Genomic DNA, 15,237 nt, shown 5'->3' on the forward strand with positions numbered 1-15,237 from the left:
GTCCGGAGCCGGTCAGACCGGGGTGACCGGCGCCTGCTCCTCCGACCCGTGCACCGCGCGGGCCCGGCGCTCCCGCTGCCGGTCGAGCCAGTGGATGACCGGACCGGCCGTCGCGCCGTGCAGGACCACCGAGCCGACCACCACCAGCACCGTCACGCGCCACAGCTGCTCGGCGCCGGGGATGTCGGCCTGGCTCAGCCCGTAGGCGAGGTAGTACAGCGAGCCGATGCCGCGGACACCGAAGAACGACACGACCCACCGCTCCCGCGACCCGGTGGAGCTGCCGAGGAAGGCCAGCTGCCCGGCCAGCGGCCGGACCACGAGCAGGAAGACGGCGGCGAGCACGAACTCCCGCCAGCCGACGCCGGCCAGGATCCCGCGGGCCACCGCGCCGCCGACGAGCAGCAGCAGGACGACGGTCAGCAGCCGCTCGAGCTGCTCCACCTGGGCGTGCAGCACCTGGTGCCGGTCGTGCGTCCGCTCCGCCGCCCGGATGGTCAGCGCACACACGAAGACGGCGATGAACCCGTAGCCCTCGATGAGCTCCGCGACCCCGTAGGCCAGGAAGATCCCGCTCAGGGCCACGAACCCCTCGGCCCGCTCGGCCAGGTGCGCCCGTTCCGCGGAACGGGAGAAGAAGAGCGTCCGCAGCACCCAGCCCATGGCTGCCCCGGCACCCACGCCGGCGGCGGTCCGCCAGGCGACGTCGAGCGCCAGCCACTCCCCCAGCCAGCCCGCCGGCGCGAGCCCCGCCGTCGCGACGGCGATCGCCGCATAGGTGAAGGGGAAGGCCAGGCCGTCGTTGAGGCCGGCCTCCGAGGTGAGGGCGAAGCGCGCCTCGTCCTCGCTCTCCTCGTCGTCGGTCGGCTCGCCCACCTGCACCTCGGTGGCCAGCACCGGGTCGGTGGGGGCCAGCGCAGCGCCGAGCAGGATCGCGGCCGCGGCGCCGAGCCCGAGCAGCCAGCTCCCGAGGAAGGCGGTGGCGAGGACCGTCACAGGCATGGTGACGGCCAGCAGCCGCCAGGTCGAACCCCAGGCCCGCCATCCGAGCGGCCGGTCCAGCGCGAGGCCGGCGCCCATGAGGCTCACGATCACGACGAGCTCGGTGAGATGCGCGGTCGCCGTCCCGTGCGCGATCGGATCGGGCGCGGGGAGGTCGGGCAGGACCGCGAACGTGAGGACGCCGAGTCCGACGAAGACCATCGGCATCGACAGCGGCGCGCGGCTCACCAGCCGGGGCAGCAGCGCAGCGAGCAGGGTTGCGGCACCCGCTGCCGCATAGGCAGCTCCGGTCGGGTCCACGCGTCAGGGCTGCCGGGAATCGGTCACGCGGTCAGTGTCCGCGATGCGTCCCGCCACCGCCCGGGCAGCGGCGGGACGCCGTGCCGACGGTCAGGCGGCGCCCTTCGCGCGTCCGCCGACGGAGTTGGGCCCGAACTCGCGACCGTTGAGCGCCTCGATGTCGCGCTCCAGCTGCGGCACCTTCTTGGCCGCGGCCAGCATCATCACCTTCTCCGAGACGGCCCCGGTGACCAGCTGGCGCAGCGCGGCGACGGTGCCGACCGAGCGCGGCACGAAGACGCGGCGGCCGCGGGTCTCCAGGTTGTCCAGGAGCGCCTCGGCGCAGATCTCCACCGAGGTGAAGGCCCCCAGGGGTCCGGGGAGCTGGCTGCGGACCTCCTTGAACGTCGGCAGCGCCTCCTCGGTGTCGCGGACCATGTCGGTGTCGATCCAGGTGGGGTGGGCACTGGCCACGGTCACGCCGCGGTGCGCCACCTCGAGACGCAGCACGTCGCCGAAGCGCTCGACACCGGCCTTCGACGCGCAGTAGGCGCTCATGCCCGGCAGCACCGTGAAGGCGCCGGCGGAGCTGATCAGCAGCACGTGCCCCTTGCGCTTGGCGACCTCGGGCAGCGCCGCGTGCGCGGTGAGCATGGTGCCGATCAGGTTGACCTCGATCGTGCGCGCCAGAGCGTGCGCGGAGCTGGTCATGACCGTCGTCAGCGGGGCGATGCCCGCGTTCGCCACGACGATGTCGAGCCCGCCGAACGTGTCGACCGTCCGCTGCACGGCGGCGGCCAGCGCCTCGGGGTCGGTGACGTCGGCCTCCACCCAGAGGTGCTCGGGACCGAGCTCGTCGGCGACCTTCGCCAGCTCCTGCGGCTCCAGGCCGACCAGGGCGACGCGCGCCCCCCGGGCGGCGGCCTTCCGCGCCAGCGCCGCACCGATCCCTCGCGCGGCACCGGTGACGAGGACCGACTTGCCCGCCAGGGGAGTTCGCTTGCGCTTGCCGAATCCAGCCGCCATGGGGGCGCTCCTCAGGGGTCGTCGCGCTCGAATTGAGCACTGCTTCCCAGCCGTTGTAGCTTGTTGAGCGTTGCTCAGCAAGCCGGAGGAGAGGAGTAGACCGAGGTGACCAGCACCATCGAGACACAGGCCGTTCCCTCCCCGGGGACGGCGGCAGTGGCGGCACGCGAGGTGCGCGTGGCGGTGATCGGCTCGGGGTTCGCGGGCCTGGCCATGGGGATCAAGCTGCGCGAGCGCGGGGAGACCGACTTCGTGCTCCTCGAGCGGGCCGAGGACGTCGGCGGCACGTGGCGCGACAACGTCTACCCCGGCGCCGCCTGCGACGTGCAGTCGCACCTGTACTCCTACTCGTTCGCCCCGAACCCCGATTGGGGCCGGTCCTACTCCGAGCAGCCGGAGATCCAGGCCTACCTGCAGAGGATCGCCGCCCGCTACGGGGTGCGCGACCACTGCGTCTTCGGCGCCGACGTCACCGCCGCCCGCTGGGACGAGGGCGACCGCCGCTGGCACGTGACGACGACGGCGGGTGAGTTCCGCGCCCGTGTGCTGATCTCCGCGGCCGGGGCGCTGGCCGACCCGACCTTCCCCGACATCCCGGGCATCGAGTCCTTCGAGGGCACCGTGATGCACTCGGCGCGCTGGGACTCCTCGCACGACATCAGCGGCGAGAAGGTGGCTGTCATCGGCACCGGCGCCTCGGCGATCCAGGTGGTCCCGGCCATCCAGCCGCAGGTGGAGAGCCTCACCGTCTACCAGCGCACCCCCGCCTGGGTGGTCCCCCGCACCGACCACCCGGTGAAGCCGTGGGCACGGCGGCTGTACCGCATGGTCCCCGGCCTGCAGCGGGCGATCCGCGGGATCCTCTACACCTTCCGAGAGTTCCTCGTGGTCGGGTTGGCGAAGCAGCGGCTGTTCCTCAAGCCGGTGGGCACGCTGGCCAAGGCGCACCTCGAGCGCCAGGTGCGCGACCCGAAGCTCCGCGAGGCCCTGACGCCGGACTACACCATCGGCTGCAAGCGGATCCTGATCAGCAACGACTACTTCCCCGCCGTTGCCGCACCCAACGCCGAGCTCGTCACCGCCGGCATCGCCGAGATCCGGCCGCACTCGATCGTCTCCACCGACGGCATCGAGCGGCCCACCGACACCCTGGTCCTGGCCACCGGCTTCCACGTCACCGACCTGCCGATCGCGGAGAAGATCTGCGGCCGCGACGGGCGCTCCCTGGCCGAGGTCTGGGAGGAGGGCATGGTGACCAACCGCAGCGCCGCCGTCGCCGGGTTCCCGAACATGTTCCTGCTCGTCGGCCCCAACGTGGGCGTGGGCCACACGTCGATGGTCTACATGATCGAGTCCCAGGTGGCCTACGTCGACGACGCGCTGCGCACGATGGAGACCGAGGACCTCGCCGTCCTGGAGACGACGCCGGAGGCGCAGGCCGCCTGGCGGAAGCTGATCGCCGAGAAGTCCAAGGGCACCGTATGGCTCGCCGGCGGTTGCGCCAGCTGGTACCTGGACAAGCACGGGCACAACAGCACGCTGTGGCCGGACTTCACCTTCCGGTTCCGCAAGCTCACCAAGGCCCTGGACCGCGAGAACTACGTCGGCGTCCCCGCCGGGGCGCCCGCCAGCACGGAGGAGGCGGCATGACCGCGACGCTCACCCGCACCGTCTGCAAGCGGACGGTCGCGGTTGCCACCCCCGACGGCGCCCAGCTGCACGCGACGGTGGAGGGCTCGGAGACCGCGCCGGTGACGGTCGTCCTCGCGCACGGCTGGACGCTCTCCCAGGCGGCGTGGGACGACGTCTCCACCCTGCTGGCCGACCGCGTCGCCGACGGCGAGCTGCGGCTGGTCCGCTACGACCAGCGCGGGCACGGCCGCTCGACGTGGGGCGACACCGAGATCACCATCGACCAGCTCGGGAGCGACCTGGCCGAGGTCATCGACCAGCTCGTGCCGGCCGGGCCGATCGTGCTCGGCGGGCACTCGATGGGCGGCATGACGATCATGTGCCTCGCCGCCGCCCGGCCGGAGCTGTTCGGCGACCGGGTGCTGGGCGTCGCGCTGGTCTCGACGTCGGCCGGCGACCTGACGTCGGACCCGAAGTCGGCCGGCGGACGGATGGCCAAGGTCCGCCCCGGGATGCTGGCCGCGCTGCTCGCCGGGGCCCGGGTGCTGGAGAGGCTGCGCAACCTGGTGCCGCCGACCTCGCCGCGGCACCAGAAGATGGTCCGCGGGCTCCTGTACGGCGCCGACGCCACCGACGAGATGGTGCTCGAGGGCGCGAAGATCATGCACGCCTCGACGCTGAGGTCGTTCATCGAGTTCATGCCCGCCCTCGGCGACCACGACAAGCGCGAGGAGCTCTCGGCGCTGGCCTCCGTGCCGGTGGAGGTCTTCGTCGGCGACAACGACAAGCTCACGCCGAAGCGGCACGCCCTGCACCTGGTGGAGGTCCTCCCCCACGCCCGACTGCACCAGTCCGAGCGGACCGGTCACATGCTCACCCAGGAGCGCCCTCAGCTGGTCGTCGACGGTCTGCTCCGCCTAATCGGTGAGGCGACGGCCGGCCGGAGGACGAGCTGAGGACGTCGCGGTGACGGCGTCCTCCCGCCCCGCCCACCCCCGCGAGCGGCGCACGGCGGGCGACCGGCGGGCGCAGCTGGTCCAGATCGGGCTCGAGCTCCTGCCGACGACGCCGGTCCAGGAGCTCACGATCGACGAGGTGGCCCGGCGTGCCGGGATCAGCCGGAGCCTGCTGTTCCACTACTTCGCGACCAAGCGGGAGTACTACACGGCGGTCACCCGGGCGGCGGCCGACCTGATGTGGGAACACCTGGTCCCAGCCCCGGGCGCTCCGCCGGAGGAACAGGTCACCGGGATGCTCGACCGGTACGTCGGCTGGGTGGAGACGTTCCGGGAGAGCCACCTGGCGTTCGTCCGCGGGGCCGCCGGCGGCGACCCGTGGGTCACCGAGGTCTACGACGACACCCGCCGCCGGCTCGTCGAGGTGGCGCTGGCCGCCCTGGAGCTGCCGGACGACGCCCTGCGCCGTCAGCTGGTCCTGGCCTGGTTCGCGTTCACCGAGGACCTGGTGGGCCACTGGGTGCACGAGCCGACGACGACCCGCCCGGAACTCCTGGACCTGTTGCGCGACGTGCTCCGCGGACTCGTGGGCGACCGCCCCGCCCTCCGGCAGGCGGGCCGCTAGCCGGCGAGCGTCGTCGGCGCGCGGTCGGCGGCCTCGGCAGCCGGCGGCTGCAGGGTGGCCACGACCTCGGTGGCGCTGGCCCCGGTGGCGTCCATCGACTTCTTCACCGTCGCGCCGTAGACGTCGACGTACTCCTGGCCCGACAGCGTCATGATCTCGTACATGATCTCGTCGGTGATCGACCGCTCGACGAAGCGGTCACCGGCCAGGCCCTCGTAGCGGGAGAAGTCCAGCGGCCGGCCGAAGCGGACGCACACCCGGGTGATCTTCTTGCCGAAGGGCAGCTTCTTGGTGCTGTAGACCATGGCGACCGGGACGACGGGGACACCGGTCTCCAGCGCCATGCGGGCGACGCCGATCTTGCCGCGGAAGAGCCGGCCGTCGGGCGAGCGGGTGCCCTCCGGGTAGATGCCGAGCAGCTTGCCGTCGCGCAGCGTGCGGATGCCGGTCTGGATCGCGTTCTCGGCCGCCGAGGCGCTCGAACGGTCGATGGGCACCTGGCCCGCGCCGGTGAAGAACGCCCGCTGCAGGAACCCCTTCACGCCGGTGCCGGTGAAGTACTCGGCCTTGGCCAGGAAGGTGACCCGCCGCTTCAGCTGCAGCGGCATGAAGATCCAGTCGGCCGCGGACAGGTGGTTGCTGGCCAGGATCGCCGCACCCGTCGCAGGCACGTGCTCGGTGCCCTCGGCCTTCGGACGGAAGACCAGCTGGACCACCGGGCCGATCGCGACGAACTTCAGGAACCAGTAGAACAACACGCCTCCCTCGGGGACTGCCAGACTAGGGAGCCTGGGGCCCGAATCACAATCGGGTGCCTACCGTGACGTATCCGACACCGGCGTCGCGCCGGACGCCGAGGAGGACGACCGTGCCTGGACAGACCCCCGCACCCGAGGTCATGGCGGGTGCCGAGGCCTTCGAGTTCCCCGGCGGGAACGGCCCGGACGGCCGCACCGGGGTGCTGCTCGTGCACGGCTTCACCGGGAACCCGATGAGCATGCGACCGTGGGGCGAGCACCTGGCCGCCGAGGGCTTCGCGGTCAGCTGCCCGTTGCTGCCCGGGCACGGCACCAGCTGGCAGGACTGCAACACCACCACCCATGACCAGTGGACCGCCACGGTCGAGCGCGCGTTCGACGCCCTCGCCGCGCGCTGCGACCGGGTGTTCGTCGCCGGCCTGTCGATGGGCGGCACGCTCGCGACCCGGCTGGCCCAGGTCCGGCCGGCCGACGTCGCGGGCCTGCTGCTGGTCAACCCGGCGCTGCTCACCCAGCGCCTCGACGCCAAGCTCCTGCCGCTGCTCGCTCGCATCACGCCGAAGTGGGCGCCGATCGCCAGCGACATCAAGAAGCCCGGCGTCACCGAGCTCGCGTACCCCAAGCTGCCGACGCGGGCGATGATGCAGCTGCGCGGCCTCTGGGCGCTCACGCGCGCCGAGCTCGGCCGGGTCACCACCCCGGTCATCGTCTTCCACAGCGCCGAGGACCACGTGGTCGAGCCGGTCAACAGCACGATCCTGCTGGCCGGCGTCGCGAGCACGGACACCGAGGAGGTCGTGCTCGAGAACAGCTACCACGTGGCGACGCTGGACAACGACGCCCCGCTGATCTTCGCCCGGTCCGCGGAGTGGATCCGCGCCCACGTGCGCGCGGACGAGGCCGACACCCCGCCGGCCGGGCGCCGGTGACCGAGCGGCGGGGGCGGGGCCGCCGCGACAACGGCCTCGACGCGACGCTCTGGTTCCCGCTGCGCGACGTCGACCCGCGGGTCGGCGAGCACCTGCTCGACGTCCTGGAGGCCGTGGGCATCGCCGCCTACCTGGAGCCGTCGGCCGACGTGGGGCCCTACACCCGGGAGGTGAGCCTTCCCAGCCCTCCCTCGGACCGGCTCTTCGTCGACAGGTCGCGCCGCGAGGAGGCCCGCGGGGTGGTCGCGCAGCACGCCGACGAGCACCCGGCCCGGCCCCGCCCGGTGGCGCCGGAACCCCGGCCGAAGGTCGACGAGGACGCCGAGTGGCGGCGGATCGTGGCCGCCTTCGAGGCCGAGCACGGCCGCACCGCGGTCGACGAGCGCCCGCCGGGGGCTCCCGCGCCGGTGCCGCACGAGGTGCCGATCCTCGACCGGCCCGACGAGCACTACGAGCCCCCGACGCCGCCACCGCTCCCGGTTCCGGCGCCGGCCTCGCTGTACGCCGTCCTGCTGGTCGCCGTGGGCCTGCTGCTCATCGGCGTCCCCTCCGTGATCGGGCTGTCCGGCGACGTGGGCCTCGTCCTGGGGGCCGCCGTCGTCGCCGGGGGGGCGGCGATGCTGGTGTCGCGCATGCGGGAGAGGTCCGACGAGGGGGACGACGGCGCGGTCGTCTGAGCCGGTGGCTCAGGCCTCGCCCTCTGCGACGGCCTTCCGCACCAGGTCGGCGGCGCCGACGATCCCGGCCTGCGCGCCGAGCGCTGCCGCCACCACCCGCGGGCCGGGCCGGAACCCGCGACCCGGGAGCGCGCGGTCCAGGCGCTCGCGTGCCGGACGCAGCACCATCTCCCCGAGCACGCTGACGCCGCCGCCGATCACGACGACGTCGGGGTCGAGCACCGCGGCGAGGTCGGCGATGCCCTGGCCCAGCCAATAGCCGACCTCGGTCACCAGCTCCAGGGCCAGCGGATCGCCGTCGTAGGCAGCGCGGGCCACGTGCTCACCGGTGAGCCGGTCGGGCTCGCAGTCCACGCGCTCCAGGAGCAGCGCCGCGGCGGCCGGCGACGTGCGCGCCACCTCGCGCGCGGTCTGTCCGAGCGCGGTGCCGCTGGCGTACTGCTCCCAGCAGCCGCGGTTTCCGCAGGCGCACAGCCGGCCGTCGGGGACGACGCGCATGTGGCCCCACTCCCCCGCGACCCCGTGCGAGCCCCTGCGCAGTCGGCCGTCGAGGACGATCCCGCCGCCGATCCCCGTCCCGAGGGTGATCATCAGAGCCAGGTCGGAGCCCTGGGCCGCCCCGTAGCGGTACTCGGCCCAGGCCGCGGCGTCGGCGTCGTTGCCCACCCAGAGCGGCCGCTGGAGCCGGGCACCCAGGTCCTTGCGGAGCGTCGAGTTCCGCCACGCGAGGTGCGGGCTGAACAGCACCGTGTCGCCGGTCCGGTCGAACCAGCCCGCGGCGCCGACGCCGACGCCGACGAGCTCTCCGTCATGGCCGTCCGCCAGTTCCTCGACGACCGCGGCGATGGCGTCCTCGGTGTCGGTGACGGATGCCCCCGGCGTCGCCCGGCGGGCCGTCGCCAGGATCGTGCCGTCGGGGGCGATCACCCCGCCGGCGACCTTGGTGCCGCCGATGTCGATGCCGAGCGCGGGCAGGTTCCCCACGTCGTCGGTCACGCGATGTCGATCCGCTGCGCCCGGGGTTCGTCGGAGGCGGGCGGCTGTTCGGTCTCCGGCTGCTGCGCGGCCGGGATGTCGTCGGCGAACGCCCGCAGCGCCGCTGCCGCCGTCGTCAGGAGATCGGCCACGGCCTCGGTCACCTCCGGCCGTTCGCCGCGGAGGACGGAGGCCGCCTGGCACACCGGGCACCAGCGGCAGTCGGACGCGTGCTCGCCGTCGCCCTCGGCGGACGTCGGCTCGGGCGCGCGGAAGGCGTCGAGCAGGCGGCGGGCCTGGTCGACCCAGTCGGCTCCGGTGGTCATGAGGTCCTCTCCTCGGCGGCCAGGAGGTCGGCCGGCCACTGCTGGGGATCCGGGCGGAAGCTGACCTCGAGCCGCGCCCGGGCGGTGCCCGGATCGGCCAGCCGGCCCCCGGTCACCTCGCACCGACGCAGCAGCGAGTCCAGCCGCAGCGAGCGCCGATCCTCCCCCACGGCGACGACGAGGTCATCGCCCCACCGGGTCAGGCCGACCTCGGACCGCTCGGCGAAGGGCAGCGGCACGGTCAGCTCCCACCCGCCCTCGCCGCGGCGCGGGCCAGGAGCCGGCGGACCTCCGGTCGCGGGCAGGTCGAGGCCGTCGAGCAGCGCGAGCAGCGCGTCCACGTCCGCCGGGCCCTCGGGCGCCTCGGGCACGGAATGCACCGGGGCCAGCTCCGCCAGCACCGCCAGCGCGGCGTCCTGAGCGGCGGCGCGGTCCCGCCACCACTCCCCCGGCCCGTCGGCCGGCAGCACCCGGGCGACCACCGCGGACGGCCGCAGACCGTGCAGGCCGAGGACGGGCAACGCCCGCCGGAGGGCCGCCGCGGCCGGCCCCCGGGCCTCGCCGGTCAGCAAGACGGCGGTGCCCGTCGGATCGGCCAGCCGGTCGCCGGCCAGGAGCCGCTCCAGCCCGGGCAGCGCATCGAGGACGGCGTCGACCGGGCCGGGGCGGACGGCGCCCGCGGAGACCCCCGCCGTCCGCACCGCCGCCAGTGCCCGCACCGACGGCGGCAGCAGCTGGTCCAGCCACCAGCGCAGCGTGCCCGGCAGGGCGACCAGGGCGCGTCCGGCCGCGAGCGGGCCGGCGTCGACCACCACCAGCTCGGCCTCGGCGGTTCCCAGCTCCGCCAGGAGCGCGAGCTCGTCGGCCCCGGGCAGCGGCACGACCGACGTCGCCGGCGGCAGCGTGAGGTGCGGCAGGAGCCCGGTCAGGGTCGCCGCGTGCGCCCCCCACAGCGCTCTCGCCGCCTGCGGGCCATCGATGCGGCGGACCGTCAGCTGCGGCTCGTCCTCCAGACCGGCGACCGGCGGGAGATCGCGCGCGAGGAGCAGGGTGTCGCGGCCCGAACGGGCCGATCGCAGCGCGGCGGCCGCAGCGACCGTGGAGGTCCCGGCCCCACCCGGGCCGGTCACGAGGAGGGTGCGCACCGGGCTCAGCCCTCGACGCGCTTCTTGAGCTCCTTGAGCGCGGTGTCGAGGATGACCTTCTCGGCCCGCCGCTTGATCAGCCCGAGCATCGGGATGAAGAGGTCGACGGTGATCGAGTAGGTGACCTCGGTGCGGCCGTCGGTCTCCACGAGGGTGTACGACCCCTCCTGCCGCTTCTGCATCTGACCCTTGACCAGGGTCCAGGAGACGCGGCGGTCGCCGTCCCACGTGTACTCCAGGACGTAGTCGTCCTTGACCGCGCCGGCGTCGAGCACGAAGTGGACCTGGCGGGCCCGGCCGTCGTCCCCGGTCCGGGTCACCTCCACTTTCTTCGCGGCGGCGACCCACTGCGGATAGGCGGGGAAGTCGGCGATGACGGCCATGACCTCGGCCGCGGGCGCCTCGACGACGATCGACTGGGTGGACTGGTCCGCCATGGCAGCAGGCTAGCCGCTCGCGGCCGACCTGGGAGGAAGGAGTGTGATCCTCGGCTACTCCCCAGTAGGAAGAGCCGCTAGATTGACGCCGACGTCCCCAGGTCGGGGCGCGGGCGACGGTGCCTTGCGACGGCCGGGGAGGAGAGGACCGGGCGTGCGCGAGTTCAGCGTTCCAGCGACCTACGAGGTCGGAGCCGAGGAGGCCCTGACCGACATGCTCACCGCGAACATCGCCGATCACGGCGACGAGGTGGGCCTTCGCCGTCAGGTGGACGGGCAGTGGACCGATGTCACCTGGAAGCAGTTCGGGGCGGAGGTCCGCGGCGCCGCCAAGGGCCTGATCGCCGCCGGCGTCGCCGCCGGCGACCGGGTGGCCCTGCAGGCCAGGACCCGCTACGAGTGGACGGTGTTCGACTTCGCCATCTGGACCGCCGGCGCCGTCGTCGTCCCGATCTACGAGACCTCCAGCGCCGATCAGGTCGCCTGGATCCTCTCCGACTCCGGCGCCACCGCGGCCGTCGTCGAGCGGGACGAGCACGCCGAGGCGATCGCCTCCGTGCGCGACCAGGCGCCCGACCTCAAGACCGTGCACGTCATCGACGACGGCGCGATCGAGCAGCTGACCGCGGCTGGCGCCGACGTGCCGGACAGCGAGCTCGACGCCCGCCGCGCCTCGCTGAACGCCGACAGCCTCGCCACCCTGATCTACACCAGCGGCACCACCGGCCGCCCCAAGGGCTGCGAGCTCACCCACTCGAACTTCCTGTTCGAGATCGGCAACGGCATCACCCTCCTCGACCGCTTCATGAGCGTGCAGGGCTCGCTGCTGCTGTTCATCCCGCTCGCCCACGTGCTGGCCCGCGTCCTGCAGGTCGGCGCCGTCAAGAACCGCACCGTCATCGGGCACACCCCCGACGTCAAGAACCTGCTCGAGGACCTCGGTGCCTTCCAGCCGACCTTCGTCCTCGCGGTGCCCCGCGTGTTCGAGAAGGTGTTCAACTCCGCCAAGGCGAAGGCCGAGGGCGACGGCAAGGGCAAGATCTTCGACAAGGCCGCCCAGGTGGCCATCGACTGGTCCCGCGCCCAGGACAACGGCGGCGCCGGGCTGGGCCTGAAGGTGCAGCACGCGCTGTTCGACAAGCTCGTCTACGGCAAGCTGCGCGCGGCCCTCGGCGGTCGCTGCCTGGGTGCCATCTCCGGTGGTGCGCCGCTCGGCGAGCGGCTCGGCCACTTCTACCGCGGCATCGGCGTGACCGTCTTCGAGGGCTACGGCCTGACCGAGACCACCGCCGCCGCGTCGGTGAACCACGACGAGGCGCTGCGCATCGGCACGGTCGGGCGCCCGCTGCCCGGTGTCGAGTTCCGCATCGGCGAGGACGGCGAGGTCCTCATCAAGGGCGGCATCGTCATGCGCGGCTACTGGAAGAACGAGGAGGCGACCAAGGAGGCGATCGACTCCGAGGGCTTCTTCCACACCGGCGACGTCGGCGAGCTCGACAAGGACGGCTTCCTCAAGATCACCGGTCGCAAGAAGGAAATCCTGGTGACCGCGGGCGGCAAGAACGTCGCCCCCGCCGTCCTCGAGGACCGTCTCCGCTCGCACCGGCTGGTCAGCCAGTGCATCGTCGTCGGCGACCAGAAGCCGTTCATCGGCGCGCTGATCACCCTCGACGAGGAGGCCCTTCCGCAGTGGCTGGAGAGCAAGGGCAAGGACAAGGCCCTCACCGCCGAGCAGCTGCGCGAGGACCCCGAGGTCATGGCCGAGATCGAGTCCGCGGTCGCGGACGCCAACAAGGCGGTCTCGAAGGCCGAGGCGATCAAGAAGTACACGGTCCTCGCCACGGACTTCACCGAGGACAACGGGATGCTCACCCCGAGCCTCAAGCTCAAGCGCAACGTCGTCATGAAGGAGTTCGGCTCCGAGGTCGACAAGCTCTACACCCGCTGAAGAAGGACCCCCTCGCCCCCACGGCTCGCACGCTCGCCGCGGGACCCTGCGAGGGGGCCGCACCGAGGCCCGTCCCGCATCGCGGGGCGGGCCTCGGTGCGTCTACGGCTCGGTGCGTCTACGGCTCGAGGAGCTCGGCGAACGTTGCGGCGATGGTCGTCCAGGACCACCGCTGCTCGACCCAGGATCGACCGGCCGCGCCCATCGCGCGGGCACGCGCCGGGTCGTCCAGCAGCCCGCTCAGCGCCTCCGCCACCGCCTCCGGCGACCGCGGGTCCACCACGTGGCCCGAGACGCCCTCCTGGACGGCCTCCGGCGCTCCGCCGGACGTCCCGGCGACGACCGGGCGCCCGGTGGCCGCCGCCTCGAGGAAGACCATGCCGAGGCCTTCCACGTCCAGTCCCCCGCGGCGGGTGCGGCACGGCATCGCGAAGACGTCGCCGGCCGCGTAGTGGGCGGGCAGCTCGTCGGGCTCCACCGGGCCGGTCAGGACGACCGAGTGGGCCAGCCCCGCCGCGGCGACGGCCCGGCGCAGCTCCCGCTCGTCCGGCCCGCCGCCGACGAGCAGCAGCCGCGCCCCGGGGTGCCGCGCCAGCACACGGGGCCAGGCCGCCACGAGCACGTCCTGGCCCTTGCGGGCGACGAGCCGGGAGACGCAGACGACGACAGGGGCGGTCCCCAGCCCCCACCGGCGCCGGACCACGGCGCCGTCGACCGCCGGGGTGAACCGGTCGACGTCGACGCCCGGGGAGAGCTGGGCCAGCCGGGTGCGCCCGTCCAGCGCCGGGGCGAGGCGGTCGCGGGTGTACTCGCTGATGTAGGTCAGGACGTCGAGCCCGGAGGCGATCCGCTGCATCACCTGCCGGCTGCCGGGCAGCGCCACCCAGCCGGTCTCGTGGCCGTGGGTGGCGCCCACGAGGTGCCGGACGCCGACGCTCCGGAGCGTCGGCGCTAGCAGCCCCAGCGGGGCGGCGGCGCCGAAGAACGCCGTGTCGCAGCCGTACCGCTCCACCAGCTCGACGGCGGTCCGCGCGGTGCCGCGGGTGGGCAGCAGCATCCCGGTGGGCCGCCGGACGACCGGATAGGGCAGCGCGGCGTCGTGCTCGGCCGATCCGGGCGAGTCCGACGCGAGCACGACCAGGGACTCCGGCGGACGGCGCTCCAGCAGCGCGGCGACGAAGGTCTGGATGCCGCCCTGCCGCGGAGGGAAGTCGTTGGTGACGACGAGGGTGCGGCTCATCGCCGGCCCTCCAGTCGCTGCCAGTCCTCGGCCATCGCGATCCGCTGGGCGACCGTGGGGTGGCTGCCGAACCACCAGTGCCAGGCAGCCGGCGGGTCGGGGTCGCCGAGGTTGGTCGAGGCCAGCCGGCGCTGCATGGCGATGAACGCCTCGGGGTCGCGGGTGAGGTCGAGCGCGTGCACGTCCGCCCGGGCCTCGATCTGCCGCGATACCAGGTTCTGCACCGGGGTGCCCACCAGCCCACCGGCCGAGACGAGGAAGAGCGCCAGCGCGACCACCCGCGGATCGGCTGGGGATTCCGCCCCCGCGCGGCGGAGCAACGGCGCCCAGGACAGCAGCCAGCCGGCCAGCGCGGTCGCGGCGCCTGCGCCCAGCGCACCCATGAGCGTGCCCGTGAGGACGTCGTCGGCGGCCACGTGCCCGAGCTCGTGGGCGACGATGGACTCGATCTCCTCGTCCGGCAGCCGCTCCAGGAGCGTGTCGTAGAGGACGACCCGCCGGGTGGAGCCGAAGCCGGACACGTAGGCGTTCAGGGCCGTGGTGCGCCGCGAGGCGTCCGAGACGAGGACGTCCCGCACCGGCGTGCCGTTCTCCTCGGCGAGCGCGATCACGTCGCTGCGGAGCTCACCGGCCGGCAGCGACTCGAAGCGGTTGAAGGCCGGCTCGATGACGACCGGGTAGAGGAACGAGCCCACGACCACCAGCCCGACGGTGGCCAGCCCCGCCCACGCCCACCAGGTGCGCGGTGCGCGACGGACGAGCCACAGCGCCGCGAGCACGATCAGGGCGGTCAGGGCTGCGCTGATCGCGAACGAGACGGCGACGTCGCGCAGCCAGAGCCCCCAGCCGCGGGTGGAGAGCCCGTAGCGGTGCCGGACCGTCTCGGCGTACGCGGAGACCGGGAGCGTGACCAGCCGCCCCGCGAGGATCAGTGCCGGGACACCGAGCAGCACCTGCGCCCACCACCGCCCGCCCACGCGGGCGCCCACGGCGCGCACCAGGCGACCGCCGAGCGGGGTGAGGCCCAGGAGCGCGGAGACGACCAGCCCCAGCAGGAGGGACAACAGCGAGGCCGGCCGCAGGGCGCCCACGAAGGCCTCGGCCCGCGCCAGCTGTTCGGCGGACAGGCCGGCCGTGGGGTCCAGCGGGGTGCGGCCGCCCGGTGGCTCGGGCAGCACGTCCCACGGGGTGGTGACGGCGACGACGAGCAGCGCGGCCAGCCCGAGGACCAGGGCCACCACGAGGGCGGCGCGGGCACCTGGCCGATCTCCCGCGCTCACCC

Annotated in this window: 15 protein-coding genes; 6 read left to right on the plus strand and 9 right to left on the minus strand. The window is 73.8% G+C overall.

Features of this window, described 5'->3' with window-relative positions:
• Positions 1-12: 12 nt before the first annotated feature.
• Together LBW97_RS01520 and LBW97_RS01525 are read right to left on the minus strand one after the other, a co-directional pair.
• A complete protein-coding gene (locus LBW97_RS01520) occupies positions 13-1,302 on the minus strand; it encodes a cation:proton antiporter (RefSeq protein WP_224497642.1) in 1,290 nt (429 codons plus the stop codon).
• A gap of 90 nt (positions 1,303-1,392) precedes the next feature.
• Positions 1,393-2,307 (minus strand): SDR family oxidoreductase, encoded by a 915-nt coding sequence (locus LBW97_RS01525; protein ID WP_224497643.1) that lies wholly within the window; start codon positions 2,305-2,307, stop codon positions 1,393-1,395.
• Between the two features lie 105 nt (positions 2,308-2,412).
• Between LBW97_RS01525 and LBW97_RS01530 the strand changes: the two genes are divergently transcribed.
• Genes LBW97_RS01530 through LBW97_RS01540 form a run of 3 tightly spaced genes read left to right on the plus strand, consistent with a single transcriptional unit; the run spans position 2,413 to position 5,520 of the window.
• Positions 2,413-3,957: an NAD(P)/FAD-dependent oxidoreductase gene (locus LBW97_RS01530; RefSeq protein ID WP_224497644.1), complete on the plus strand. Its 1,545-nt coding sequence runs from the start codon at positions 2,413-2,415 to the stop codon at positions 3,955-3,957.
• Positions 3,954-4,895, plus strand: coding sequence for an alpha/beta fold hydrolase (locus LBW97_RS01535; RefSeq protein WP_224497645.1), 942 nt, complete (start codon positions 3,954-3,956; stop codon positions 4,893-4,895). The genes LBW97_RS01530 and LBW97_RS01535 overlap by 4 nt, the downstream gene beginning before the upstream one ends.
• A 10-nt stretch (positions 4,896-4,905) precedes the next feature.
• Complete coding sequence (locus LBW97_RS01540; protein WP_224497646.1) at positions 4,906-5,520, plus strand: TetR/AcrR family transcriptional regulator; 615 nt, start codon at positions 4,906-4,908, stop codon at positions 5,518-5,520.
• Here the strand turns inward: LBW97_RS01540 and LBW97_RS01545 are convergent.
• The gene (locus tag LBW97_RS01545; RefSeq protein WP_224497647.1) at positions 5,517-6,278 is read right to left on the minus strand and encodes a 1-acyl-sn-glycerol-3-phosphate acyltransferase; all 762 of its coding nucleotides are present in this window, start codon (positions 6,276-6,278) and stop codon (positions 5,517-5,519) included. The genes LBW97_RS01540 and LBW97_RS01545 overlap by 4 nt on opposite strands.
• Before the next feature lie 110 nt (positions 6,279-6,388).
• On the opposite strand from LBW97_RS01545, the gene LBW97_RS01550 reads away from it, so the two are divergent.
• Both LBW97_RS01550 and LBW97_RS01555 read left to right on the plus strand, forming a co-directional pair.
• On the plus strand, positions 6,389-7,207 hold the full coding sequence (locus LBW97_RS01550; protein ID WP_224497648.1) for a carboxylesterase: 819 nt from the start codon (positions 6,389-6,391) through the stop codon (positions 7,205-7,207).
• The gene (locus LBW97_RS01555; RefSeq protein ID WP_224497649.1) at positions 7,204-7,884 is read left to right on the plus strand and encodes a hypothetical protein; all 681 of its coding nucleotides are present in this window, start codon (positions 7,204-7,206) and stop codon (positions 7,882-7,884) included. Before LBW97_RS01550 ends, LBW97_RS01555 begins: the two co-directional genes overlap by 4 nt.
• A 9-nt stretch (positions 7,885-7,893) precedes the next feature.
• Here the strand turns inward: LBW97_RS01555 and LBW97_RS01560 are convergent, their stop codons facing one another.
• Genes LBW97_RS01560 through LBW97_RS01575 form a run of 4 tightly spaced genes read right to left on the minus strand, consistent with a single transcriptional unit; the run spans position 7,894 to position 10,767 of the window.
• A complete protein-coding gene (locus LBW97_RS01560) occupies positions 7,894-8,880 on the minus strand; it encodes an ROK family glucokinase (protein WP_224497650.1) in 987 nt (328 codons plus the stop codon).
• Positions 8,877-9,185: a hypothetical protein gene (locus LBW97_RS01565; protein WP_224497651.1), complete on the minus strand. Its 309-nt coding sequence runs from the start codon at positions 9,183-9,185 to the stop codon at positions 8,877-8,879. The genes LBW97_RS01560 and LBW97_RS01565 overlap by 4 nt, the downstream gene beginning before the upstream one ends.
• Complete coding sequence (locus LBW97_RS01570; RefSeq protein WP_224497652.1) at positions 9,182-10,330, minus strand: ArsA-related P-loop ATPase; 1,149 nt, start codon at positions 10,328-10,330, stop codon at positions 9,182-9,184. The genes LBW97_RS01565 and LBW97_RS01570 overlap by 4 nt, the downstream gene beginning before the upstream one ends.
• Positions 10,331-10,335: 5 nt before the next feature.
• Positions 10,336-10,767, minus strand: a complete 432-nt coding sequence (locus LBW97_RS01575) for an SRPBCC family protein (protein ID WP_224497653.1) — start codon at positions 10,765-10,767, stop codon at positions 10,336-10,338.
• 154 nt (positions 10,768-10,921) lie between these two features.
• Between LBW97_RS01575 and LBW97_RS01580 the strand changes: the two genes are divergently transcribed.
• Complete coding sequence (locus LBW97_RS01580; RefSeq protein WP_374489195.1) at positions 10,922-12,715, plus strand: long-chain fatty acid--CoA ligase; 1,794 nt, start codon at positions 10,922-10,924, stop codon at positions 12,713-12,715.
• Positions 12,716-12,833: 118 nt separating this feature from the next.
• Here LBW97_RS01580 and LBW97_RS01585 read toward each other — a convergent pair whose 3' ends face one another.
• Positions 12,834-13,955: a glycosyltransferase family 4 protein gene (locus LBW97_RS01585; protein WP_224497654.1), complete on the minus strand. Its 1,122-nt coding sequence runs from the start codon at positions 13,953-13,955 to the stop codon at positions 12,834-12,836.
• Entirely contained in the window at positions 13,952-15,235 is a 1,284-nt protein-coding gene (locus LBW97_RS01590; RefSeq protein WP_224497655.1) for a M48 family metallopeptidase, read from the minus strand. The genes LBW97_RS01585 and LBW97_RS01590 overlap by 4 nt, the downstream gene beginning before the upstream one ends.
• Positions 15,236-15,237 lie beyond the last annotated feature (2 nt).

This window comes from Blastococcus sp. LR1, assembly GCF_020166105.1.
GTDB lineage: Bacteria > Actinomycetota > Actinomycetes > Mycobacteriales > Geodermatophilaceae > Blastococcus.

What these genes read in the sequence shown, in the direction of transcription:
- LBW97_RS01575 (WP_224497653.1), bottom strand. Translation starts at nt 10,767, where the DNA reads ATGGCGGACCAGTCCACCCAGTCGATCGTCGTCGAGGCGCCCGCGGCC.
- LBW97_RS01525 (WP_224497643.1), bottom strand. Translation starts at nt 2,307, where the DNA reads ATGGCGGCTGGATTCGGCAAGCGCAAGCGAACTCCCCTGGCGGGCAAG.
- LBW97_RS01535 (WP_224497645.1), top strand. Translation starts at nt 3,954, where the DNA reads ATGACCGCGACGCTCACCCGCACCGTCTGCAAGCGGACGGTCGCGGTT.
- LBW97_RS01565 (WP_224497651.1), bottom strand. Translation starts at nt 9,185, where the DNA reads ATGACCACCGGAGCCGACTGGGTCGACCAGGCCCGCCGCCTGCTCGAC.
- LBW97_RS01585 (WP_224497654.1), bottom strand. Translation starts at nt 13,955, where the DNA reads ATGAGCCGCACCCTCGTCGTCACCAACGACTTCCCTCCGCGGCAGGGC.